The 22,565-nt window shown below is 65.7% G+C and carries 23 protein-coding genes; 14 read left to right on the forward strand and 9 right to left on the reverse strand.

The annotated features are described in order from the left end of the window. Window positions 1-12: 12 nt before the first annotated feature. The 3 genes from rph to hemW all read left to right on the forward strand — a co-directional run bounded on the left by rph (window position 13) and on the right by hemW (window position 2,578). Complete coding sequence (gene rph, locus ACM608_RS09275) at window positions 13-729, forward strand: ribonuclease PH (protein WP_419682943.1); 717 nt, start codon at window positions 13-15, stop codon at window positions 727-729. Then, complete coding sequence (rdgB, locus tag ACM608_RS09280; RefSeq protein WP_419682944.1) at window positions 726-1,334, forward strand: RdgB/HAM1 family non-canonical purine NTP pyrophosphatase; 609 nt, start codon at window positions 726-728, stop codon at window positions 1,332-1,334. Before rph ends, rdgB begins: the two co-directional genes overlap by 4 nt. Window positions 1,335-1,432: 98 nt before the next feature. Continuing rightward, window positions 1,433-2,578: a radical SAM family heme chaperone HemW gene (hemW, locus tag ACM608_RS09285; RefSeq protein WP_419685151.1), complete on the forward strand. Its 1,146-nt coding sequence runs from the start codon at window positions 1,433-1,435 to the stop codon at window positions 2,576-2,578. A gap of 104 nt (window positions 2,579-2,682) precedes the next feature. Here the strand turns inward: hemW and ACM608_RS09290 are convergent, their stop codons facing one another. Beyond that, on the reverse strand, window positions 2,683-3,876 hold the full coding sequence (locus tag ACM608_RS09290) for a penicillin-binding protein activator (RefSeq protein WP_419682945.1): 1,194 nt from the start codon (window positions 3,874-3,876) through the stop codon (window positions 2,683-2,685). Between ACM608_RS09290 and rsmI the strand changes: the two genes are divergently transcribed. From rsmI to ACM608_RS09315, 5 genes are all read left to right on the forward strand, one after another. After that, on the forward strand, window positions 3,877-4,716 hold the full coding sequence (gene rsmI / locus ACM608_RS09295; protein WP_419682946.1) for a 16S rRNA (cytidine(1402)-2'-O)-methyltransferase: 840 nt from the start codon (window positions 3,877-3,879) through the stop codon (window positions 4,714-4,716). Then, on the forward strand, window positions 4,713-5,063 hold the full coding sequence (locus ACM608_RS09300) for a YraN family protein (protein ID WP_419682947.1): 351 nt from the start codon (window positions 4,713-4,715) through the stop codon (window positions 5,061-5,063). The genes rsmI and ACM608_RS09300 overlap by 4 nt, the downstream gene beginning before the upstream one ends. Window positions 5,064-5,291: 228 nt before the next feature. Then, a complete protein-coding gene (locus ACM608_RS09305; RefSeq protein WP_419682948.1) occupies window positions 5,292-7,682 on the forward strand; it encodes a TonB-dependent receptor in 2,391 nt (796 codons plus the stop codon). Window positions 7,683-7,794: 112 nt separating this feature from the next. Then, window positions 7,795-8,538, forward strand: a complete 744-nt coding sequence (locus ACM608_RS09310) for an energy transducer TonB (RefSeq protein ID WP_419682949.1) — start codon at window positions 7,795-7,797, stop codon at window positions 8,536-8,538. A 5-nt stretch (window positions 8,539-8,543) separates the two neighbouring features. After that, a complete protein-coding gene (locus ACM608_RS09315; protein ID WP_419682950.1) occupies window positions 8,544-9,227 on the forward strand; it encodes a Fe2+-dependent dioxygenase in 684 nt (227 codons plus the stop codon). Here ACM608_RS09315 and ACM608_RS09320 read toward each other — a convergent pair. The 4 genes from ACM608_RS09320 to ACM608_RS09335 all read right to left on the reverse strand — a co-directional run bounded on the left by ACM608_RS09320 (window position 9,224) and on the right by ACM608_RS09335 (window position 12,233). Then, entirely contained in the window at window positions 9,224-10,120 is an 897-nt protein-coding gene (locus tag ACM608_RS09320) for an FAD:protein FMN transferase (protein WP_419682951.1), read from the reverse strand. The genes ACM608_RS09315 and ACM608_RS09320 overlap by 4 nt on opposite strands. Before the next feature lie 92 nt (window positions 10,121-10,212). Next, window positions 10,213-11,040, reverse strand: a complete 828-nt coding sequence (locus ACM608_RS09325) for a DUF4198 domain-containing protein (protein WP_419682952.1) — start codon at window positions 11,038-11,040, stop codon at window positions 10,213-10,215. Window positions 11,041-11,052: 12 nt separating this feature from the next. Next, the gene (locus tag ACM608_RS09330) at window positions 11,053-11,565 is read right to left on the reverse strand and encodes a DUF2271 domain-containing protein (protein WP_419682953.1); all 513 of its coding nucleotides are present in this window, start codon (window positions 11,563-11,565) and stop codon (window positions 11,053-11,055) included. 20 nt (window positions 11,566-11,585) lie between these two features. Next, on the reverse strand, window positions 11,586-12,233 hold the full coding sequence (locus ACM608_RS09335; protein ID WP_419682954.1) for a PepSY-associated TM helix domain-containing protein: 648 nt from the start codon (window positions 12,231-12,233) through the stop codon (window positions 11,586-11,588). A gap of 256 nt (window positions 12,234-12,489) precedes the next feature. Between ACM608_RS09335 and ACM608_RS09340 the strand changes: the two genes are divergently transcribed. The 4 genes from ACM608_RS09340 (at window position 12,490) to ACM608_RS09355 (ending at window position 16,421) form a co-directional block, all read left to right on the forward strand. Then, window positions 12,490-13,248 carry an SDR family oxidoreductase gene (locus ACM608_RS09340; protein WP_419682955.1) on the forward strand — a complete coding sequence of 253 codons (759 nt, stop codon included), beginning with the start codon at window positions 12,490-12,492 and terminating at the stop codon, window positions 13,246-13,248. Further along, window positions 13,245-14,366, forward strand: a complete 1,122-nt coding sequence (locus ACM608_RS09345; RefSeq protein WP_419682956.1) for a glycosidase — start codon at window positions 13,245-13,247, stop codon at window positions 14,364-14,366. The genes ACM608_RS09340 and ACM608_RS09345 overlap by 4 nt, the downstream gene beginning before the upstream one ends. 61 nt (window positions 14,367-14,427) lie before the next feature. Beyond that, complete coding sequence (locus ACM608_RS09350) at window positions 14,428-15,090, forward strand: response regulator (protein ID WP_419682957.1); 663 nt, start codon at window positions 14,428-14,430, stop codon at window positions 15,088-15,090. Beyond that, window positions 15,078-16,421 carry a sensor histidine kinase gene (locus ACM608_RS09355; RefSeq protein ID WP_419682958.1) on the forward strand — a complete coding sequence of 448 codons (1,344 nt, stop codon included), beginning with the start codon at window positions 15,078-15,080 and terminating at the stop codon, window positions 16,419-16,421. Before ACM608_RS09350 ends, ACM608_RS09355 begins: the two co-directional genes overlap by 13 nt. A 2-nt stretch (window positions 16,422-16,423) precedes the next feature. Here the strand turns inward: ACM608_RS09355 and ACM608_RS09360 are convergent, their stop codons facing one another. The 3 genes from ACM608_RS09360 to ACM608_RS09370 form a co-directional block, all read right to left on the reverse strand. Further along, window positions 16,424-16,972: a hypothetical protein gene (locus ACM608_RS09360; protein WP_419682959.1), complete on the reverse strand. Its 549-nt coding sequence runs from the start codon at window positions 16,970-16,972 to the stop codon at window positions 16,424-16,426. Window positions 16,973-17,113: 141 nt separating this feature from the next. Further along, window positions 17,114-17,323: a DUF1289 domain-containing protein gene (locus ACM608_RS09365; protein ID WP_419682960.1), complete on the reverse strand. Its 210-nt coding sequence runs from the start codon at window positions 17,321-17,323 to the stop codon at window positions 17,114-17,116. Between the two features lie 54 nt (window positions 17,324-17,377). Next, a complete protein-coding gene (locus ACM608_RS09370; RefSeq protein ID WP_419682961.1) occupies window positions 17,378-17,626 on the reverse strand; it encodes a hypothetical protein in 249 nt (82 codons plus the stop codon). 181 nt (window positions 17,627-17,807) lie between these two features. On the opposite strand from ACM608_RS09370, the gene ACM608_RS09375 reads away from it, so the two are divergent. Next, complete coding sequence (locus ACM608_RS09375) at window positions 17,808-18,362, forward strand: opacity protein (protein ID WP_419682962.1); 555 nt, start codon at window positions 17,808-17,810, stop codon at window positions 18,360-18,362. A gap of 155 nt (window positions 18,363-18,517) precedes the next feature. Next, window positions 18,518-19,228: a PEPxxWA-CTERM sorting domain-containing protein gene (locus tag ACM608_RS09380; protein ID WP_419682963.1), complete on the forward strand. Its 711-nt coding sequence runs from the start codon at window positions 18,518-18,520 to the stop codon at window positions 19,226-19,228. A gap of 529 nt (window positions 19,229-19,757) precedes the next feature. On the opposite strand, the gene secA is transcribed toward ACM608_RS09380, so the two are convergent. After that, complete coding sequence (gene secA / locus ACM608_RS09385; protein WP_419682964.1) at window positions 19,758-22,490, reverse strand: preprotein translocase subunit SecA; 2,733 nt, start codon at window positions 22,488-22,490, stop codon at window positions 19,758-19,760. Between the last annotated feature and the right edge of the window lie 75 nt (window positions 22,491-22,565).

The raw sequence follows: 22,565 nt of genomic DNA on the forward strand, positions 1-22,565 counted from the left end.
AAGGACAGACCCATGCGCCCATCCGGCCGCGCCCCCGATCAGATGCGGGCGATCACCATCGAGCCCGGCTTCACCAAGCATGCCGAGGGCTCCGTCCTGATCTCCTTCGGCGAGACCCGCGTGCTCGTCACCGCCTCGGTCGAGGAGCGGGTGCCGCCGTTCCTGCGCGGCAAGGGTCAGGGCTGGGTGACCGCCGAATACGGCATGCTCCCCCGCGCCACCCACAGCCGCGGCAGTCGCGAAGCCGCCAAGGGCAAGCAAACCGGTCGTACCCAGGAGATCCAGCGACTTATCGGCCGGTCCTTGCGCTCCGTGGTGGACATCACCCTGCTCGGCGAGCGTCAGATCACCATCGACTGCGACGTGATCCAGGCCGATGGGGGCACCCGCACCGCATCGATCTCCGGCGGCTGGGTTGCCCTTCGCCTCGCCGTCGACTCGCTGATGAAGCAGGGCCTGATCGAGGTCGATCCGATCAGCCAAAAGGTCGCCGCCATCTCCTGCGGCATCTACGAGGGCACGCCGGTGCTCGACCTCGACTATATCGAGGACTCGAACGCCCATGCCGACGCCAATTTCGTCCTGATCGGCGACGGCAACATCGCCGAGGTGCAGGCGACGGCCGAGGGTGCGACCTATGACGAGGAGGCGCTGCTCCGCCTGCTCCGCCTCGCCCGCATCGGCTGTACGCAGATATTCGCCGCGCAGGACCGGGCGACCGGCCGGTGACCCGCCGTCTCGGCCCCAGCAAGCTGGTCATCGCCAGCCACAACAAGGGCAAGCTGAAGGAGATCGCCGACCTCCTTCGCCCCTTCAGGATCGAGACCGTCTCCGCCGCCGAGATGGACGTGCCGGAGCCGGAGGAGACCGGTGTCACCTTCTTCGACAACGCGGCGCTCAAGGCTCGCTTCTCGGCGGATCTCACCGGCCTGCCCGCGCTCGCCGACGACAGCGGCCTGTGTGTCGATGCGCTCGGCGGCGATCCGGGTGTCTACACGGCCAATTGGGCGGAAACACCGAGCGGCCGCGACTGGAACCTCGCCATGCAGAAGGTCGAAGATGCGCTGCAAACCAAGGGGCCGGATGCGGGCCGCGACGCGCATTTCGTCTGCGTGCTGGCGGTCGCCTGGCCAGACGGCCATGTCGAAAGCTTCGAGGGGCGCGTTGATGGCACCCTCACTTGGCCGCCACGCGGCACCGTCGGCTTCGGCTACGATCCGGTGTTCGTACCCCTGAACGACACCCGCACCTTCGCGGAACTCGACCCCGCGGAAAAGCACGCAATCAGCCACCGGGCCGACGCGTTCGCCAAGCTGAAGGCTGCGCTGTTCTGACCGACACGCCCTCGACGGCCGTTCGCCCTGAGCCTGTCGAAGGGCCGGCGCTGGCGCTTCGACAAGCTCAGCGCGAGCGGGGTAGGAGGCACCTCAAAATTGAGGCGGCACCCCTCGCCCTCTACATCCACTGGCCGTTCTGCATATCGAAATGCCCTTATTGCGACTTCAACAGCCATGTTCGCGACAGCGTGGACCAGGACCGCTGGCGCACCGCCCTCCTCGCCGACCTCGCGCATGAAGCCCGCATCGGCCCCCAGCGCCCGCTGACCTCGATCTTCTTCGGCGGTGGCACCCCCTCGCTGATGCCGCCCGCCACCACCGCCGCCCTCATAGCGGCGGCCGAGCACCATTGGGGCTTCGCGCCGGACATCGAAATCACGCTGGAGGCGAACCCCTCCTCGGTCGAGGCCGCCCGCTTCGCCGATCTCGCCAGCGCCGGCGTAAACCGCGCCAGCCTCGGCCTACAGGCGCTCGACGACGAGACCCTTCGCTTCCTCGGCCGCGCCCATGACGTGAACGAAGGCCTCGCCGCCCTCGCCATCGCGCAATCGGTCTTCAACCGCGTCAGCTTCGACCTGATCTACGCCCGCCCTGGCCAGACGCCGAAGGCCTGGGACGCCGAACTCGCCCGCGCCCTCGCCTTCGGCACCGGCCATCTCTCGCTCTACCAGCTGACGATCGAACCCGGCACCCGCTTCGCCACCCTCGTCGCCAACGGCACCCTCTCACCCCTCGACAACGATGCCGCCGCCGACCTATTCGAACTCACCCGCGCCCGCACCGGGGCGGCCGGCATTCCCGCCTACGAGGTCTCGAACCACGCCCGACCCGGTCAGGAGAGCCGCCACAACCTCGCCTATTGGCGCTACGACGACTATCTCGGCATCGGCCCAGGCGCACATGGCCGGCGCGGCGGCATGGCGACCGTGCGCCACAAGAAGCCCGAGAACTGGCTGAAGGCGATCGACGCGCGCGGCGACGGCCTGGTCAGCGAGGACGCGCTGACGCCCGAGGACCGTGCGACCGAGGCGCTGCTGATGGGCCTGCGGTTGGATGAAGGCGTCGAGCTGGACAGAGTTGCCCGGCGAAGCGGGGTGCCGGTCGAGCGGCTGGCCGATGATGCAGCAGTCGCACGCCTGACGCAGCAGGGGCTGGTTGAGAAGACTGCTTATCAACTCCGCGTTACGCCAAAAGGGATGCTTCTCTTAGACGCCATACTTGCCGAAGTTGTGGCCCTCTAACCTACCGTCATCCTGACGAAAATCAGGACCCATTCGCGCTACGTCACCCGCCGAACGCTGCGGCAAATGGATGCTGAATCAAGTTCAGCATGACGCGTAGAGGCTCAGAACCCCTTCGGTGCCGGCGACACCACCGCGAACCCCGTCGCGCGGATCTCGTTCACGTCCAGCATCCGCTCGGCCACGCCGTCGTCGGCAAACCGGAACGCCCCATCGACGCCCGCAAAGCCGCCTTTGTCGCGCAACTCCTTTTCCGGGAACGGCGCGCCCGCCTTCCACTCCGCACCGATCCGCACGGCCAGCAGCACCGCATCATAGCCGAGGCTCGCCAGCCGAAACGGCGGCCGCCCGAACTGCGCGCGGTATTTGGTCGAAAGCTGCCGGTACATGGAGTCGGAAACGCTCGCGAACCACGCGCCGTGCATCGGCTTGGACGCGGCCAGCCCCGGCTCGGTATTCCACAGCTCGGTGCCCATCAGTCGCGCCGACGCCGCACCCTTCTTAACCAGAGGGGCCGCCTGCAACGCGATCCGCGCGCTATCCGCGATCAGCACCGCGTCATAGCTGCCGGCCGGTCCCAGGCGCTTCACCGCCGCCGAGAGGGAGGCCGGTGACCGGTCATAATTCTGCATCAACGCGATCTCGACGCCGGACGCCTGCCCCGCCTTGATCAGCGCGGTGGACGCCCGCCGCCCGTAGACGCCGCTCGGCACCAGAGCCGCCACCCGCATCAGATTGCGGCTTTTGGCGTAGCTCACCACCCGCGCGATCGACTGGTCGGGCGAAAAGCCCATCAGGTAGATGCCGTTCCCCGCCACGCTGGTGTCGTTGGAGAAGCTCACGATCGGCACATGCGCGGCGCGCGCAACCGGCGCGATCGCCACTACGTCCTCGGCCAGAAGAGGCCCCAGAAACAGCCGGTTACCCTCGGCGATTGCCCTGCTCGCCGCCGCCGCCGCACCTTTGGCGGTGTCGTAGAGCGTGATGCGGATGTTCGCGCCACCGGTGTCGAGGATCGCCATGTTCGCCGCATTGCCGATCGACTGCCCGACCGCCGCATTCGGCCCGGTCAGCGGCACCAGCACCGCCACCCGGTTGCGCGCCTGATCCTCGGGCAGGCTACCAGTCGGCGCTGTCTGCTTCACCGGCGGCGGCGCGGCGGTCGGCGAGGGCGGCGCGGTCTTCGGCACCACCGCCGAACAGGCGGCGAGCGCCAGCCCCAGCGTGCCCGCGGCGACCCGCTTCATCCATCCGGCCGATTGCCGCACACCCGTGCCGTCTGTCATGATCGTCGCCATATGAACGCATCCGCTCCGTTACCGCCCGGCCTCTATATCGTCGCGACGCCGATCGGCAATCTCGGCGACCTGTCCCCGCGCGCAGCCGACATCTTGTCCCGCGCGGACGTGGTGGCGGCAGAGGACAGCCGAGTCACCGCCAAGCTGCTCCACCACATCGGCGTGAAACGGCCGATGCAGCCCTATCACGATCACAATGCCGATGCGGTCCGCCCCAGCCTGATCGCGCGCATGGCGGCGGAGGTGGTCGCCCTCGTCTCGGATGCAGGCACGCCCCTGATCTCCGACCCTGGCTACAAGCTCGTCCGTGATGCGCGCGCGGCGGGCGTCACCGTCACCACCGTCCCCGGTCCCTGCGCCGCCGTCGCGGCGCTGACGCTCGCCGGCCTTCCCACCGACCGCTTTCTCTTCCTCGGCTTCCTGCCGCCCAAGGAGAAGGCGAAGGCCGATGCGATCGTCGAGATAGCCGCCGTCCGTGCCACTCTGATCCTCTACGAAAGCGGCCCTCGGCTCGCCGCGACGCTGACGACGCTCCAAGGCGTCCTCGGCGACCGCGAGGCGGCGGTCGCGAGAGAGATCACGAAGCGCTTTGAGGAGTGCGTCACCGCCCCGCTCTCCCAGCTCGCCGCCCGCTATGCCGAGGCCCCACCCAAGGGCGAGATCGTCATCATCGTCGCCCCGCCCGGGGAGGAATCCGCGCCAAAGGAGCAGGACATCAACGCCTTGCTGCAGGACGCCCTCACCCGCCTGCCCGTCGGCCAGGCCGCCGCAGAGGTCGCCAAGGCCACCGGCCTCCCCCGCAAGGAACTCTATAGCCGCGCGATGGCGCTGAAGGCATGAAGCGCCAGGCGGCGGAGAAGAGCGGCCGCACCGCCGAGTTCATCGCCGCCAACTACCTCCGCCTGAAAGGCTGGACCATCCTCGACATCCGCGTCCGCACCCCCGCCGGCGAGGTCGATCTGGTGGCGAGACGCGGCAACATCGTTGCCTTCGTCGAGGTGAAATCCCGCAACAGCGAAGCCGCCCTCGATCTCTCGCTCGATCGCCGCCGCCTCATCCGCGTCGCCGCAGCCGCCGAAATCCTCATTCCCCGGTACGGCCGTGAAGGCGACGATTTCCGCATCGACGCCGTCCTGATCGCGCCGGGCAAGCTGCCGAGACATCTGGAGCATGTGTGGATCGGCTGATCTTCAGCGGGTAACGCGATGCCCAAGTGTAACAAGTTTTTGGGCCGGATCGGGAACGTCGTTGATCGAAAACATGAAACGGACCTCACGCCACTAGCCGGCCTCCGAGTTCGCGCGGTTCCACCGCCGCTCAATCTGCCAGTCACTCGCAATATCGTTGACAGTGAGAACGACTCTCAATAGCTGACGACCCGAGATCGCGGTCGCGCGGTCGATAGGGGAAAAATCATGATCACCACCGTTCGTGGCGCGAAGGGCGCCACCAGCTTCCTTGCACTCGGCTGCGTCGGCTTCATCGCCAGCGCGGGCCACGCCCAGACCGCTCCGCAGGACACACAGGCAACTGAGATCCAGGGCGCCGCCGTCACCGACAGCGCGATCGACGACGAGGTCAAGGTCGATCGGCTGGAAAGCCCGAAGGCGACCGCCCCGCTGCTGGATACGCCGCAGACGATCACCGTCATTTCCTCGCAGACGATCCGGCAGCAGAATCTGCTGACGCTGCGCGATGCGCTTTCCACGATTCCCGGCATCACCTTCGGTGCGGGCGAAGGCGGCGGCGGCTATGGCGACAGCATTAACCTGCGCGGCTACTCCGCCAACAACGACATCACCCTGGATGGCGTCCGCGACAGCGCGCAGTACAGCCGCACCGATCCGTTCAACCTGCAGCAGATCGAGGTCTACAACGGCGCGAACTCCGTCTTCAACGGATCGGGTTCGGTGGGCGGCACCATCAACCTGGTCCAGAAGACCCCGATGGCGCGCGATCAGACCGTGCTGGAAGCAGGCGTCGGCACTGACGACTACTACCGCGCGACCGTCGACGCCAACAAGCGCGTCTCCGACTTCGTCGCGATCCGACTGAACGCCATGTTCCACCGCAACGACTACGTCGGGCGCGATGTCGAGAAGTACAAGCGCTGGGGCGTCGCCCCGTCGGTCACGCTCGGTATCGAGTCCCCGACCCGCGCGACCTTCAGCTACGTCCACCAGGAAGACAACAATACGCCGCTCTACGGCGTGCCTTTCTATATCACCGCCACCAATGACGGACCGCTGCCGCGCATCGACCGCTCAACCTATTACGGCCTGCGCAATCTCGATCAGCAGAAGGTCACGGTCGATCAGGCGACCTTTAAGTTCGAGCACGACTTCTCCGACAACGTCTCCATCCGCAATCTCAGCCGCTGGCAGCGTGTCGAGCAGAACAGCGTGACCAGCGCACCGCAGGGCACCATCTGCCTCGACAACGGCACGGCGCTCGGCATCCAACCGAACGGCCTCGCCTGCCCCGTTACGAGCGCCGGCCCGCCCGCCGTCGTCGGTGTTGGCCCCGGTCAGTGGGCGCAGAGCGGCCCGCGCGGTCTGGTCCGAAAGCAGGAGAACCAACTCCTCTACAACCAGACCGACCTGCGCGTCGTGTCCGGTGAGGAGGGTGGTACCCGCAACACCCTGAACATCGGCGTGGCGCTCACCAAGGAAGACTATCAGATCGAGAACGCGTCGCTGCCCCGCAACGCGAACGGATCGGCGGTGACGCTACCGTTCCTCGACGTCTACAATCCGGATACGATCTATACCGGCCCGATCAATTACACGGTCACAGGGCGGTCCAAGGCCGATACCACCAACTATGCTGTCTACGCCTTCGACACGCTGGAACTCGGCCTGCTGGAGCTGAACGCCGGCATTCGTTACGAGAAGAACAAGGCCCGTTTCCGCGCCCTCGGCCTCGTCAGCCTGCCGCCCGGCACCACCGCACCGAACACGCAGGTGCAGCTGAGCGACGAGAACCTCTTCTCCTGGCGCGTCGGCGCGGTGTTCAAGCCCACGCCCGAGACCAGCCTTTACGCATCCTATGCAAATTCGAAGGTGCCGTCCTCGTCCACCGTCCGTCTCGGCTGCGGCGTGATCCCGGCGCCGGGTGCTGCCAACCCCTGCGATGTCGCTCCGGAGAAGGCCCGCAATTTCGAGATCGGCGCGAAGGCCGACGTGCTCGACGGCGGACTCCAGCTGACGGCGGCGCTGTTCCGCAACGAGCGCACCAACTTCCGCGTGCCCTCGAACGATCCGGCGCTGCCGCCCTCGCTGCAGGTGCTCGACGGCAAGTCGCGCGTCGATGGCGTGGCGCTAGGCGCGACCGGCCGCGTGACGGAAGCCTGGTCGATCTTCGCGAACTACACCTATCTCGACAGCAAGGTGAAACAGTCGCTCTCCGACTTCTCGGGTGGCGGCACCTCCGCCGATCCTCAGCGCGGCAATGTTCTCGTCCAGACGCCCAAGCATTCCGGCAGCCTGTGGACCACCTATCTGCTGCCCTTTGGCCTGCAGATCGGCTACGGCCTCACCTATCAGGGCAGCTTTGCGCTCAACCAGTCGAACCTGCTGAACCCCACGCAGTACCGGTCGGACGATTACCTGACCCACCGCGCGATGCTCAGCTATGCGTTCGACAATGGCCTGACGGTGCAGCTGAACGTGCAGAACTTCACCAATGAGAAATACTACACCAACATCCGCAGCAACGTGAACGCGACCACCGGCGTCGTCTCAGGTGGCTGGGCAATGCCGGGCGAGGAGCGTTCGGCGCGGCTTAGCCTGTTCTACTCCTTCTGAAGCAGGGGGACGAGGCGGCGGCCCGAACCCGCCGCCTCGCTATCCGCTGGTTGTGAATGAAAGTGCGTCGCATTAAGGCGTCGCAATGTGAGTCGGTGAGGGGTGCTAGCCGATGCGTGCTGCTTATCTGCGAAGCGAGGAGAGCCTGCGCCGCCCGCTGAACGCGCGCACCGCCACGATCACCCGCGCGATCGAGGATGCGATCGCGGCAGACACCCCCTCCCGCTATGGCGAGCGGACCGGACTGAACTGGTGGGCGATCACAGTCCTGATCGCAGTGCACGCGGTCGTCCTCGCAACACTGGCTATGACGGGCACGATCCCGGTCATGAAGAAGACCAAGGCGCCGATGGTGGTCGAGCTGATTCCGCTCCCGCCAGCACCACCTCCCCCGCCGAAGGCCGCCAATGTCGAGCCGACGCCTGACATACCCGTGCCTGCTGCACCCGTCGCCCCTCCGCCGATCGTGCGGGTCGCGGCGCCCGCTCCCGTCATCCAGACCGTCGCCAAGGCGCCTCCGCCGGAGCCCGCTCCCGTCGCGGCGGTCGCAGCGGCGGGTCCGCCAACTCCTGGCCTCCCCAGCACCGCGCTTTCCGCGATGCCGGGCAATCCGTCGCTGAAATATCCGATCGATGCCCGGCGCAGGCGTCAGGAGGGAGTTGTCCGCCTTCGCATTGTCATCGATGAGGAGGGTCGGGTCGCCGATATCTCGATCGCGAAGTCGAGCGGCTTTGAGAGCCTTGATGAGGCCGCGCTGAAGGGCATTCGCCGCTGGCGCTTCCAACCCAAGGTCGATGCCGGGCAGCCGGTGATGGCAGTCGGCTATTTCACGCAGCCATTCGTCCTCGCGAGCTGACGGCGATGATGATCGCGGTTCCCGGTGTCCTCACACCGGAGCAGGTCACAGCCATGCGGGCCACCTTGGACGCCACGGACTGGATCGATGGCAACGAGACCTCCGGCCCTCAATCCGCCCTTGCCAAGCGCAACCGCCAGCTTCCTGAGGATGGCGTGGTGGCGCAGCGGCTCGGGGGCGAGGTCCTCGACGCGCTCGGCCGCTCGGCCCTGTTCATCGCGGCTGCGTTGCCCGCCAAGGTCTTCCCGCCGTTGTTTAATCGCTACGGTGAAGGCGACACGTTCGGCACACATGTGGACAACGCCATCCGTATGAAGCGCGGCACGGATTTCCGGTTGCGATCGGACCTTTCGGCCACGCTCTTCCTGTCCGATCCGGACAGCTATGATGGCGGCGAGCTGGTCGTAGAGGACACGCTCGGCACGCATCAGGTGAAGCTCGCGGCCGGAGACCTCGTCCTCTATCCCGCTTCCAGCCTTCACCACGTCACGCCGGTGACGCGTGGCGAGCGGGTGGCGTCGTTCTTTTGGATCCAGAGCATGGTGCGCGACGATGGTGAGCGCCGCCTGCTATTCGAGCTGGATGGCGCGGTCCAGGCGGTCTCGGCCGATCGCGGAGGCGAGGACCGCGCGGTGATCCAGCTGACGGGAGTCTATCACAACCTGCTGCGCCGTTGGGCCGAGGTTTAGGTCTCAAGCATTTCCTTGAATCGTGGACTCAGCTCCTCCCGCCACCCGTCCCCTGTGCGCATGATGAGCTGTGCTGCGATTTTGTGATCTGCCGTCGCTTTTACCGCTGCCGCCGGTCCTAGAACGGTCAGCGCCGTCGCCCAGCCATCCGCCTCCATGCAGCTCCGCGCCAAGACCGTGACCGACGCGATGCCGTTCTCGACCGGCCGGCCGCTTCGGGGATCGATCGTGTGCGAGAGGTGGCGTTCGCCCGCGGTCAGGAACCGCCGGTAGTCGCCCGATGTCGCGACTGACAGGCCGTGGAGCGCCACCCGCGTGAGCGCCAGTTCGCTTGCGCCCGGCGGCCGTTCGAGATCCACCCACCAGGGTTGCCCGTCTGGCCGCACGCCCTCGCCACGCAACTCCCCGCCGACCTCCAGAAGGAAGTGGCGGAACCCGATCGCCAGCAGCGCCTCCGCCGCATGATCCACCGCAAAGCCCTTCGCGATCCCAGACAGGTCGAGCATGACCGGTGCATCGCGCCTAAGCCGTCGGGCGGCAGGATCGAAGGAAAGATGCCGCCAGCCTCGCGAAGCCGCGGCCACCTCTGCTTCCTCCGGCAGTCCATCGATCGGGCGCGGCCCGAAGCCCCAAAGATCGACCAGAGCCCCCGCCGCCGGATCGAACGCTCCCTCGCTCGCCTCCGCGATCGCGAGCCCCGACGCCACAACGGCCGCCATTTCGGGCAGCAGCGACTGCCATCGCCCCGGCACGCTCCGGTTGAAGCGGCTGAGATCGGACGCCGGCTCCCAGCCGCTCATCTGCGCGATCACCGTGTCGAGTGCGGCGGTGATCGCCGCCTCCGCCGTACCAGCGTCGCCATCCGCCAGTTTGGCGGACCACCGAGTTCCCATCGTTGCCCCGCCAAGGCCTACCGCCGGCCCGGCCGGTCGCCCGGCCAGAGCACGCGGATCGAGGCCGGGCGGGATCGCGATGCGCGGACCGTTCAGGGGGCGAGGACCTCCAGCGTCGCGACATAGCTGGCCCGGCGCGGCAGCGGCCCGTCGGCGCGCGGTGCACCGCCCTCCGGGCTGCCGCCGATGCTCGCGTTCAGCCAGTACATGCCCGCCTCGGGCCAGTTGATCGCGACCTTGCCCTCCCCGTCGGTCTTCAGTTCCATCGGCTTAAGATCGCCCCGGTAGCGCCCGCCGCCCGGAACGACCGTAACCGTGATTCCCGATGCTGGCTTACCGTCGAGGACGAACTGGAACGTCGCGGCCTCTCCCGCGACCAAATCATTCGGGTGCGTCACCGGGACCATCTCCAGCCCCGTGCCCGTAGCCTTGAACACGGTCGTGGTCGGCGCACCGGATGTCACGAACACTTCGTTGCGGCTGGACATCTCGCCCGTTCGCACGTTGGTGGCACCCGCTGGAATGGCGGCGGCGAGGTTCTCCTTGGTGGTGCCGCGAGGCAGGCGCTTGGTTTCACCGTTCAGGGTGTAGCTGCCCATCACGCCGCTCATCGCCGACACGACCTTATAGGTGCCCTTGTGCGTGAGGTGGAGGTCGAAGGTACTGCGAAACTTGCCGGTGGACGCATTCTCGACCGCCGCCGCGCTCCCGTCCGGCGCGTAGACCTTGATGCCATCCAGGCGCATTGGGTTATGGTCGAAATAGAACAGCTCGTTCGAGACGGCAGCATCGAAGGTTACCCACGCGTCGTCGCCCGACAGCACTGTCGAGGATGGCAGGATCCATTGGCGATGCGCTGCCGCGGGTGTGGCAAGGAGAGTGGTCGCGGCGAGTGCGGCGAGGATCAGACGGAGCTTCATGGACATTCCCCCTTACGGCTTGATGGTGGCGGTGACAGCGCCGAGTTCGGCGGTCCCCTTGGCGGTGACCGTCTGCGCCTTGCCCTTGGCGGGCCAGGTGAATGGCAGGCGCAGGCTCTCGCGACCGCCGACCTCGCGGGCGGCTTCGATCACCAGATCGTACTGGCCGGGCGCGAGCGTGCCGAGCGGCGCCTTACCGGCGAGGAGGCTCAGCTTCTGCGGCCCAGGCGCGCGGGTGGCGCCGGTAACCCCGTCCGCCGGCATTGTCATCGTGCGCCCGGCCTTGCGCCACCACGTGCGCAGGTCGGCCAGCCACTTCTTGCCCTTACCGCCCTCCATGTCGCTGTCGTACCAGACGGCGACGGTCTGCTTGGCCACGCCACCCTGCTCGATCCAGGCCGCGACATAGGGCTTGTGGTATTCGGCGACGCTCAGGCGCGGAATCTCGACGGTGAGGTCGATGCCCGCCGCCGCCGCAGGGGTCGCCGCGACGCCGGTCAGGGCCAGGCTGTAGGTGATGCGCATGGAGGGATCGGCCTTTCGCGTCAGTGGATGAAGAAGATGGCGAGGATGGCGGGTATCGCGAGGCCTGCCGCCACCAGCGGCCATGTCGCGGGGCGGCGTGCGGCGTGGAGTTGCAGCAGGAACAGACCGGTAATCGCGAACACCAGGCAGGCGAAGGCGAAGACGTCGATGAACCAGTACCAGACACGCCCTGCGTTCCGGCCCTTGTGCAGGTCGTTCAGGTAGGAAATCCAGCCGCGGCTGGTCTCTTCATAGCTGACCGCGCCTGTCGCCCGGTCGATGCTCACCCAGCCGTCGCCCCCCGGGCGGGGGAGCGGGAGGTAGGCCTCGGCCTCCGACCATTCGGCGGGCGCGTCGCTGATCCGGGCGTGCAGCGTCTCGGCCAGCCAGTCACGCAGAGCTGGAGCCAGCGCCCGCTTCTCTCCGTCCTTCGGCCCAGCCAGAAGCCGGAGCATCTCCGGCGGCAGCTTCGCATCGCGATCGATGGTGACCGGTGTCGCCTCGATATCTGCGGCGTGGTTCAGTGTGAACCCGGTTACCGCGAAGAGTAGCAAGCCGATCAGCGCTACCGCCGAGCTGACCCAGTGCCAGCTATGCAATTGCTTTAGCCAAAACGCACGGCGTGGCTTGGCTCCGCTCCCACGACCGGTCGAACGCTGAATAGGCATCATAGAAGCAGAGGACCCCATCGGTTCATCCGTCGTTATCGAGAACGCTTCGCAAACACAACATGTCGAGAGCATCTGCCAGCGGCTTCCGTTTCGGTAAGCTCGGACATCGGCCACGACCTCTGTGGGACAGTCCCGTGAGCCGGCTTGCTGAACTGAGACCACATGCATGAGAGGTGGAACGTCGGCCGGAGCCAAGCTTTCTGTGGGCTCCGCTATGCCTGCGGTGGATTATTGATCGGTGGAGAGACGTGCCATGACGAACGACGCCGATGCGCATACTGCGGTGCCCGACCTCAAGGGCAAGCGCGCGGTCATCACCGGAGGCACGACCGGAATCGGACGGGCCATAGCGGTGCTGCTGGCCAGCTATGGCGTGAGGGTGTTCGTCTGCGGCCGCACGCCTGAGCATCTCGACGACGCGCTCGCTCGCATCCGTGAGGTCGGAGAAGGTGACGGGATCAGCGTGGATCTGGCAGAGCGGGAGGGCGTCGGTGCTTTCTTCACGGCGGCGACCGATTATCTCGGTGGACTTGATATCGCGGTCATCAACGCCGCGGTGGCGGCGGGCGGCCTGTCCGAGATCGGCGCCGACGATCTCCGCTATGCCATCGCAGCGGATTTCACGGCCTACGTGACCAGCGCCCATGCGGCTCTCGACCTCCTCAAGGACCCTGGCGACATTGTCCTCATCGGCTCGATGAGCGCGCATGTCCTCAGTCCCGGTTCTACAGTCTATGCCGGCATCAAGGCGGGCATCGCAGGCTTTGCGGAGGCGCTGCGACGTGAGCTCGGCCCCAAGGGCATCAAGGTCGGACTGGTCGAGCCCGGCAAGACTGGCGCAGACATCCAGTACCCCGATGTCCCCGCCGAGAAGCAGCGGGAGATGATCCACGATGGGACGATGTTGCGCGCAGAGGACATCGCGGTGGCCGTTCACTATATGTTGACGCAGCCGCGCCGCGCCATCGTCCAGCAGATCGTCGTCACACCGCGAGCGCAGGCCGAGGAGTGAAGTTCGCCATCGACAAGCTGGTCCTGGTTCCCGACGACATCGACCTGTCGAAATCGCCGCTGGCCGGGCAGCTGGATGTCGGGACCTATGTTCTGGGCGCCTTCAATCCGGGCTTGACGAGGCTGCCGAACGGCAACCTTCTGATGGTGGTCCGGGTGGCGGAGGCACTCCGCAAGCCGATCTTCGACAATCACGTTCACTGCATCCGCTGGGATGAGGGCCGCTACCTGCTCGACGCCTGGCCCTTGCAGGGGGCGGACACTGCGGATCCCCGCAAGTTCCTGATCCACGGCGGAAAGTGGCGGGTGATGGCGCTGACGTCCCTGTCCTGGCTGCTGCCGGTCGAGCTTACGCCTGACGGGCTGGAGGTGGTCGCCATTCACTACGATCGCGCAGTCGCGCCGTCGGGAAACTGGCAGTGCTACGGGGTCGAGGACGCCCGGATCTCGCGCGTAGGCGACGAATACCTGATGACCACCTGCTCGGTCAGCCCCGAGCGTCATTCGACGACGCTCTACACGTCGAACAACGGTATCGACTGGACCTTCGCCGACATCGTCCTCGATCATCAGAACAAGGACATGCTGATCTTCGAAGGCCTAATCGGCGGGCAGTACTGGGCGCAGACGCGTCCGTTGGGTGACCTCTACTTCGCCTATCCCCCCGATAGCGAGTGGCGGCCCGGCCCATCGATCAACCTCGCGACCTCGCCGGACGCGCGGCACTGGAAGCCGTACCGGGAGCCGGGCCTGCGTCCGCACGCGAACACCGTCGCCACCGCACGGATGGGTGGCGGAACACCACCGATCCTGACCGACGAAGGCTGGCTGACCCTCTGGCATGGCGTAGAGCCGAAGGAGATCGTCGGACTCTATCGGACCTACTTCTCCATTCTCGACCGTGATGACCCGTCGAAGGTCGTCCGCACCCAACATGCGCCGCTTCTCGAGGCAAATCCGGAACTCACCCGTCCGCTTGAGGACCGGATGTACGTTCGCGACGTGGTCTTCACGACAGGGATCGCGGACTGCGGTAACCACTATGTTGTTGCCTCCGGTGAAGCCGACCTCGCCTGTCGTATCACCCATGTCCCGAAAGCCGCCCTGGGCCTCCGCTGAACCAGGCGGTTCAGGCTCGGTTTGACTCCTTGCCGGTAAGGACATGGCGAAGGAGACGGTTTTGCGCATTCTGCTGGTCGAAGACGATACCGCCCTTGCCGCGGAACTTGCCCGCGCACTGCGGGCCGAGAACTTCGCGGTCGATATCGCGACCAATGGCGAGGATGGCGCGCATCTGGGAGCGACCGAGGCCTATGACGCCGCCATCCTGGATCTTGGTCTCCCGAAGAAGGACGGCATCTCCGTCCTGCAGGACTGGCGAGAGGCGGGGCGATTGATCCCCGTCCTGATCCTGACCGCGCGGGACGGTTGGTCGGAGAAGGTCGCCGGTTTCAAGGCGGGTGCTGACGACTACCTCACCAAGCCGTTCCGGGCGGCGGAGGTGGTGATGCGGCTTAGGGCTATGGTCCGGCGGGCGAGCGGCCATGCGGCGGTGCGGATCGAATGTGGCCCCCTCTCCTTCGATGCCCAGCTGGGGCACTTCAGCATGGATGGACTGCCGCTCCGCCTTACGGCCTTTGAGTGGCGCCTCCTTTCTACCCTGATGCTTCGCAAGGACGTGGTGATCGAACGCGGCGAGCTCATGGAGAAGCTCTACGAATACGACGCTGACGTGGACTCGAACTCGCTGGAGGTGATCGTCAGCCGCCTGCGTCGGAAGATCGGAAGCGACATGATCGAAACTGTGCGGGGACGCGGGTATCGGCTGACATGCGCCGCCTGATCGCTCGTCTCTCCCTTCACGCGCGGCTGCTGATCATCGCGGCACTGACCACCGTCGCGGCGCTGGCCTTTGCGGCCATGTCGATCGGGACCGTGCTTGAACGCGTCGTCGTACGGGGCCTGGACCGGCAACTCGACGCACAAATCATGATCCTGTCGGACGCGATCATGCCGAACGGCGGACTGGATGGATCGCGAGTCGTCGAGCTTCCCGGCTTCAGCCGCGATCGTCATGGCTGGAGTTGGCGTGTCAGGACACCTGCCGGGCAGTGGACGAGCGCGCAATTGCCGATTGCGCGCGCCGAGCTGAACGAAGGGCGGCTGCGTCGCGATCGTCTCATCCGCTCCGGTTGGGGCAAGGCCGCAGATGGCACGCCGCTCCACATCCGCCAAATGAAGTTTGCCAAGGGGTCCGGGACCGTCGAAATCACGGCGACCGCGCCGCGCTCGCTGGTCGAGCGGCCGTTGCGATCGGCCCTGCAACCTCTGTTCCTGTCACTGCTGCTGCTCGGCGTGGCACTGCTGGCGGCCACCTTGGCGCAGCTGCGCTACGGGCTGCGCCCTCTGCGGCTTCTGCGCGAGGAGGTGACGCGGGTTCGTTCGGGCACGCTCCCGCGCCTGTCCACCGAGCATCCGCGCGAGTTGCAGCCGCTCGCCGAAGAGGTCAACGCGCTGATTGATCAGAACGAGGCGGGGCTAGAGCACGCGCGACGTCATGTCGCGAACCTCGCTCACGGGTTGAAAACGCCTCTTGCAACGCTCTCCCTGCAACTTGCTCGGGACAATGCGGCGGCAGAGACCCGTGCGCTGGTGGATCAATTGGATGCGCGCATCGCCCACCATCTTCGCCGCGCGCGCAGCGCGGCCCCGGGCGGCACGCGTAGCCGGACCGAGGTCGCGGCGGTGGCCGAGGATCTGGTCGGCGTACTGCGTCACCTGTCAGGCGAGAGTACGGTCACCTTCGAGCTGAGGATCGAACCGACGCTCTCGGTCCTTGTCGACCGGCAGGACCTCGACGAAGTGCTTGGCAACCTGCTGGAGAACGCGGCGCGGCATGCGCGATCGGTCGTCGTCCTTTCAGCCTCCAGGGATGGTCAACTCGCGACCATCGTCATCGAGGATGATGGTGTGGGCCTCGACCCGGATCAGGCAGTGGCGGCGGTTCAGCCCGGCCAGCGCCTCGACGAATCCGGAATCGGCTACGGCTTCGGTCTGGCAATCGTCAGGGAACTGGTCGAGCTTTATGGAGGGTCGCTGGCGATCGAACGGTCGGAAGAGCTTGGCGGCTTGGCCGCTCGCATTACCCTACCGGCCGCTGCTCCGATCGCATAAGTTCAGTTCGGCTGCGACGGCTCGATCTTGTCGACCCATTCGGGGTAGAAGCAGGGTTCCCGATTGGACCAGCCGGGCGCGGTCGCCGCAGCTTCGCTGATCGACTGCAACAAGGCCCGCCGCTTTTCCGGATGGAGGTGCGGCAGGGCGGCGGCGGCGCAGAAGGCGCCGGGCAGCCAAGGCCGGACATGCGCGCCGATCAGCCGTTCGTAGAGGAAGCGGTAGGCGCCGAAGCTGGTCAGCCGATCCTGCCCCAGATCGAAGGCTGTGACCGTGATCAGGGGGGACATGAACGGCTCGACCTCATCGAGGCCGCTGTCGTCGGGAACCAGGCTGCGGATGCGGTCGAGCCGGCCATAGACACGGTGCTGCGCGCGGATGCTGGCGGCTTCGACCACGTCTCGCGACCATTGCGTCATGGCATCCTTGCGGTCGAGGCCGACGTCGAGGGATCGGCGTATGTAGCGCTGGGTGGAGGCGGCGAAGCCTGCGAACTCCTTCATCTCGGCAAGCGCCATCTGGCCGTCCGCCGGTCTCATCTTCGTGCCCATCGAAGCTCCCCCTTTCACGCGGTGAGAACCTTGCGATCATGCACCCGCATGGTTGACAGCGGGTTAACCGAAGGCCTGTCCGAACGGATGGGAACACGAAAGTTTTTGCGCCGCAACATGCACGACGCCACTTTGCAATATTTATTGTGGATAGTTGCCGGCTGTGGCGCTTGATCCACAGGACTTCCGCTGGGCGAATTGCCGCAGGATGAAGCGCTTTTCCTCGGACGTAGCACTCGACCACTCGACGATCTCTTCGATTGTGCGCGCGCATCCTTCACATAGAACTGTGTCCGCGCCTATGCGGCACACCCCGGTACAAGGGGATGGAACGTCGTCAGCAGGGGTCATCGTCCCTACTTAGTGGCCTGAGCCGCACTCCGTCGAGAGTACGGCTCGCACCAGTCACTTGCTCTTCGCGAGTTCCGCCTCGGCCTCCGGGTCGTAGCCCGACGAGGGGGCGGGATCCTTGCCCTTACCGGGCTGAGTGTTGGACGGCGCGTCCGAGCCGGGAAAGGTCTCGTCCAACCCGACGTCGAGCTTGGCATCCTCGTTCGAAGGGTTCCGCCGCAGCTTCTCGTCATCAGATGCGTCGCGTGCGGTTCGGACGTGAGGAAGATCAGCCTTGTCCTGCGCTTCGTTGGCCTGCGTCATAAGGTCTCTCCTGTTCAGGATAGAAACGATCCGCCTTAGCCGCCGTTCCGCTCCGCTCATCGTGACCTTTCTGCAACAGGCATGGCTGTTATCTGACGTTCATGAAACGGTGGGGGCAGTCGCCCGTTCGATGGTCCCCGGCACCACGAGGCCCGGAAAGTTTGTTGAACGGAGTAGTTGAATGACCAAGATTCTCGGCGCCGCACTGGCGTTCGCCACCCTCACCTTCGGCGCCTCTGCGGCTCTTGCGCAGGACACCGCCCCGGACGGGACCGACGCATTCGGTTTCGAGCCCTATGTCGGCGTGATCGGCGGCTATGAGAGCTTCGACAAGTTCCGCGACGGCCCCCGCCAGGGCAATGGCCGTGGCAATGGCGCGATCGTCGGCGTGGTCGGCGGCGTGAACGTGCCGCTCGGCCCGGTGTTCGTCGGCGTGGAAGGCAACGGTGCCAAGGGCTTCAACGACATCGACTGGGAATATGGCGTGGCCGGCCGCTTCGGCGTCCGCGCCGGTGAGAGCGGCCTGATCTTCGCCAAGGTCGGCTACCAGTGGGTCGAGTTCGACCACGGTCCGCGCGCCAGCAAGATGCTTTACGGCATCGGCACCGAAGTCGGCCCGAAGGACATCGGTCTGGGTGGCATCACCGGCAATTCCGGCATCCGCCTTCGTTTCGGCGTCGACACGCTCGACTGGCAGTCGATCCGTCCGAACGCCGGCGTGGTCATGCACTTCTAAAGGCATCGCGGCCCCGGCGAACCACTCGCCGGGGCCGCTCCATCTGCGACCGTCCCAAATATGGAATTAAGCACAGGCATTTAGCATTCGTTTACGTTGCGCATCCGCAACAAAGCGACATACATCGCACCTGCACAATCAAGCAGGTGGGAATCGTGAAGCACGCGTATCTCTCGACGGGCGTCGCCCTGGTTCTCGCGCTTGGCGTGGCTCAGCCCGCCTCCGCGCTGGTCAAGATCACCAACGTCGCGACGACGAAGGGCAGCAAGGCTGGTACCGTCAGCTATTTCGGCAGCGGGCGCTCGGTTAACGCGGGTCAGTTCCTGCTGACCGGCAAGGACCTTGACACCAACGCCGCCGTTTCGTTGAAGACGTTCTGCATCGATATCTTCAACACGCTGAAAACCGGCACCTTTACCCGCACCGACGATGTGAATGTCGGCGGCCAGTATGCGGCGAAGCAGGATCAGGTGATGGCGTTGCTGGGCAACGTGTCCATCACCAGCGCCGACACCTCCGCTGCCGTCCAGCTGGCGGTATGGGAAATCGCCTATGAGACGAGCACGACCAAGTACTCGCTGTCGGACGGCTGGTTCTCCGCGAGCGGCAGTTCGCTAAGCGCGGCGAAGACTCTTGCCAACGGATATCTCAGCAAGGTTACCAAGGGCGACTGGAAGGCGCTGGCCAACACGCAGCTGAACAGCCTCACCGCCGACGGCAATCAGGACCAGATCTGGCTAGGCACGCGGCCGCCGCAGGCGCCGGGCGCGGTGCCGGAGCCGGCCAGCTGGGCGATGATGATCGCCGGCTTCGGCCTGATCGGCGGCGCGATGCGGCGTCGGAGCGTGCAAGCCAGGTTCGCCTGAACTTCGGATCGAGGACAGGAAGGGGTCGCGCCAGTGATGGCGCGGCCCCTTTTCGTTTTGCAGATGGTGCTCTGGTGGAGCGCGGAAGTTGACTAAGTTGACGCTACGTCACGCTGAAAACGCACTCTGCGCGCAGTCTCACAGCGCGGAAAGTCACGAAAGTCGCGACACCAACGTGCGCCCGCACAGGCGCACGCACGCGTGTGCGCGAAAGGACATGATAAACGATCGAAAGAGCCACGGATGGGGTGGCAAAAGTTTTTCTACATTGGAAGGGTGATGTTCGGCTGACGTTCGAACTGCAGTGACACTTCTATTCCTCCCCCGACGTGGGAGGGGGACCGCCGCAGGCGGTGGAGGAGTAGTTCCCGCGAGCGACACGCAGGATCTAGAGCACGCAGGTCTCCGCATCCACCGGTTCGCATGATCTTTGACCGTGCCGCGCGCTACGCACTACCCCTCCACCACCGCCTTCGGCGGCGGTCCCCCTCCCCTTCCAGGAGAGGATCAGACCTTTCGACTTTTGCAGCTAAGCACTCGCCCCGTGGCAATGCTTGTACTTGGCGCCGGAGCCGCAGGGGCATGGGGCGTTGCGGCTGACGCGGCCTTCCCATTCGGCGGGGTCTGTGCCGACATCCGTGGCAGGCTCGGGCTGGAAGGTCGCCTGCGGGATGCGGGTGGTGACGAGGCCGAGGCCGGCGTCGAAGTCGCGGGTGTCGTCGTCGCCGGTGAACGGGTCGATATGGGTGGTGATGAAGTCCGGCATCGGCGGCAGTTCCGGTGCCTGGCCGAAGGTGGCGTGGGCGAGGACCCGCGTCACGTCCTCTCGAATCGCGGTCAGCATCCGCTCGAACAACGCGAACGCCTCCTGCTTGTACTCGTTGATCGGGGTCCGCTGCGCATAGGCGCGAAGGTGGATCACCTGACGCAGCGCATCGAGCGTGGAGAGATGCTCCTTCCAGTGATGGTCGAGCGACTGGAGCAGCACCGACTTCTCGACCTGTTCCCAGCTGGAGGGATCGAGCAGGCCGGTCTTTTCCGCCATCGCAGCATCGGCGGCGGCCTGTAGCCGCTCCTCCAGCGCCTCGGGATCGATCCCCTCTTCCGCCACCCAGGCATCGATGTCGAGATCGAGGTTGAGGAGTTCGGATGTCCGCGCCTTCAGCGCGGCGACGTCCCACTGTTCGGGGTACGAAGCGGGCGGGCAGGCGTCCGCGACGATGGTGTTCACCGCCTCACGCCGCATGTCAGTGACGACGTCATCCACAGTCGCCGCGTCCATGATGTCGGCGCGCTGTTCGTAGATGACCTTGCGCTGGTCGTTCATCACGTCGTCATATTCGACGACCTGCTTGCGGACGTCGTAATTCCGCGCCTCGACCTTCTTCTGCGCGGTCTCGATCGCCTTGCTGATCCATGGCGACACGATCGCCTCGCCATCCGCAAGGTTCTTGTTCATCATCTTGGCAAACATCGTCTGCGGGCCGAAGATGCGAAGCAGATCGTCGTCCAGGCTGAGGTAGAAGCGCGACAGGCCCGGGTCGCCCTGACGGCCGGAGCGACCGCGCAGCTGGTTGTCGATGCGGCGGCTCTCATGCCGCTCGGTGCCGAGCACGAAGAGCCCGCCGGCGTCGAGCACCGCCTGCTTTTCCGCCGCGATCTCGGCGCGGATTTCCGCTGCCTTGGCGTCGTATTCGGGCGTACCCTCGACCAGGGCCGGGAACTCATCGTTCATGCGGAATTCGAGATTGCCGCCCAGCTGAATGTCGGTGCCGCGACCCGCCATGTTGGTGGCGATGGTTACGGCCTTCAGCCGGCCGGCCTGCGCAACGATATGGGCTTCCTGCTCGTGGTAACGAGCATTCAACACCTCGTGCTTGACGCCGTCACGGTGGAGGAACTCGGATAGCAGCTCCGACTTCTCGATCGAGACGGTGCCGACCAGCACCGGCTGGCCGCGCTCCGACGCCTCGCGGATCGCGACGGCGATGGCGGCGAACTTGTCCTGGAGGTTCTTGTAGAACTCGTCGTCCTGGTCGATCCGCTTGACCGGAATGTTGGTCGGGATGGTGACCACGTTCAGCTTGTAGATGTCGAAGAATTCGGCGGCCTCGGTCGCGGCGGTGCCGGTCATGCCGCCGATCTTCGGGTACATGCGGAAATAGTTCTGGAAGGTGATCGAGGCGAGGGTCTGGTTCTCCGGCTCGATCCGGACGCCTTCCTTGGCTTCGACCGCCTGATGCAGGCCGTCGGACCAGCGGCGACCGTCCATCATGCGGCCGGTGAACTCGTCGATGATGACGACCTTGCCGTCCTTCACCAGATAGTCGACGTCGCGCTTAAACACGATGTTGGCGCGCATCGCCTGGTTGAGGTGGTGGACGACCTGCGTGTTCTCGAAATCGTAGAGGTTGGCGCCTTCCAGAAGCCCGGCCGCCTCTAGCAGCCGCTCGACCTTTTCGGTGCCGTCCTCGGTCAGGGTGGCGGAGCGTGCCTTCTCGTCCAGCTCGTAATCCTCGGGCACGATCTGCTGAACGATCGCGTGGACCTTCATGTACAACTCGGACCGGTCGTCGGTCGGGCCGGAGATGATGAGCGGCGTCCGCGCCTCGTCGATGAGGATCGAGTCGACCTCGTCGATGATCGCGTAGTTGAAGGGCCGCTGCACCATCTGGCTGCGGTCGTACTTCATGTTGTCGCGCAGATAGTCGAAGCCGAGTTCGTTGTTGGTCGCGTAGGTGATGTCGGCGGCATAGGCGTCGCGGCGCTGCTGATCCGACAGGTTCGGCACGATGATGCCGACGGTGAGGCCCAAGAAGCGGTAGACCTGCCCCATCCATTCCGCGTCGCGGGTGGCGAGATAGTCGTTGACGGTGACGACGTGGACGCCCTTGCCGGGCAGCGCGTTCAGATAGCAGGCGAGCGTCGCGACCAGCGTCTTGCCCTCACCCGTCCGCATCTCGGCGATTTCGCCGCGCTGGAGGACCATGCCGCCGATCAGCTGCACGTCATAATGCCGCTGGCCGAGCACGCGCTTCGCCGCTTCGCGAACGGTGGCAAAGGCCTCCGGCAGAAGGGAGTCGAGTGTCTCCCCCTGGGACAGACGCTTGCGGAAAAGAACCGTCTGCTGTTGAAGCTCTTCGTCGGATTTCGCGGAGATCGCGGGTTCGAACGCGTTGATCTTTTCAACGACCGTCCGCAGCGACTTGACGTAACGATCGTTGGACGAACCGAAAATAGCCTTGGCGATGCCGGCGAACATGCGTGTTCCTTGGGACGACGCGCGATGCGCGCGCGGGGACTGGCGGCGGAGATAGGTGGAGGGCGGGTTCAGGTC

The sequence above is a fragment of the Sphingomonas sp. ID0503 genome, assembly GCF_048565625.1.
Lineage (GTDB): Bacteria > Pseudomonadota > Alphaproteobacteria > Sphingomonadales > Sphingomonadaceae > JBLZUR01.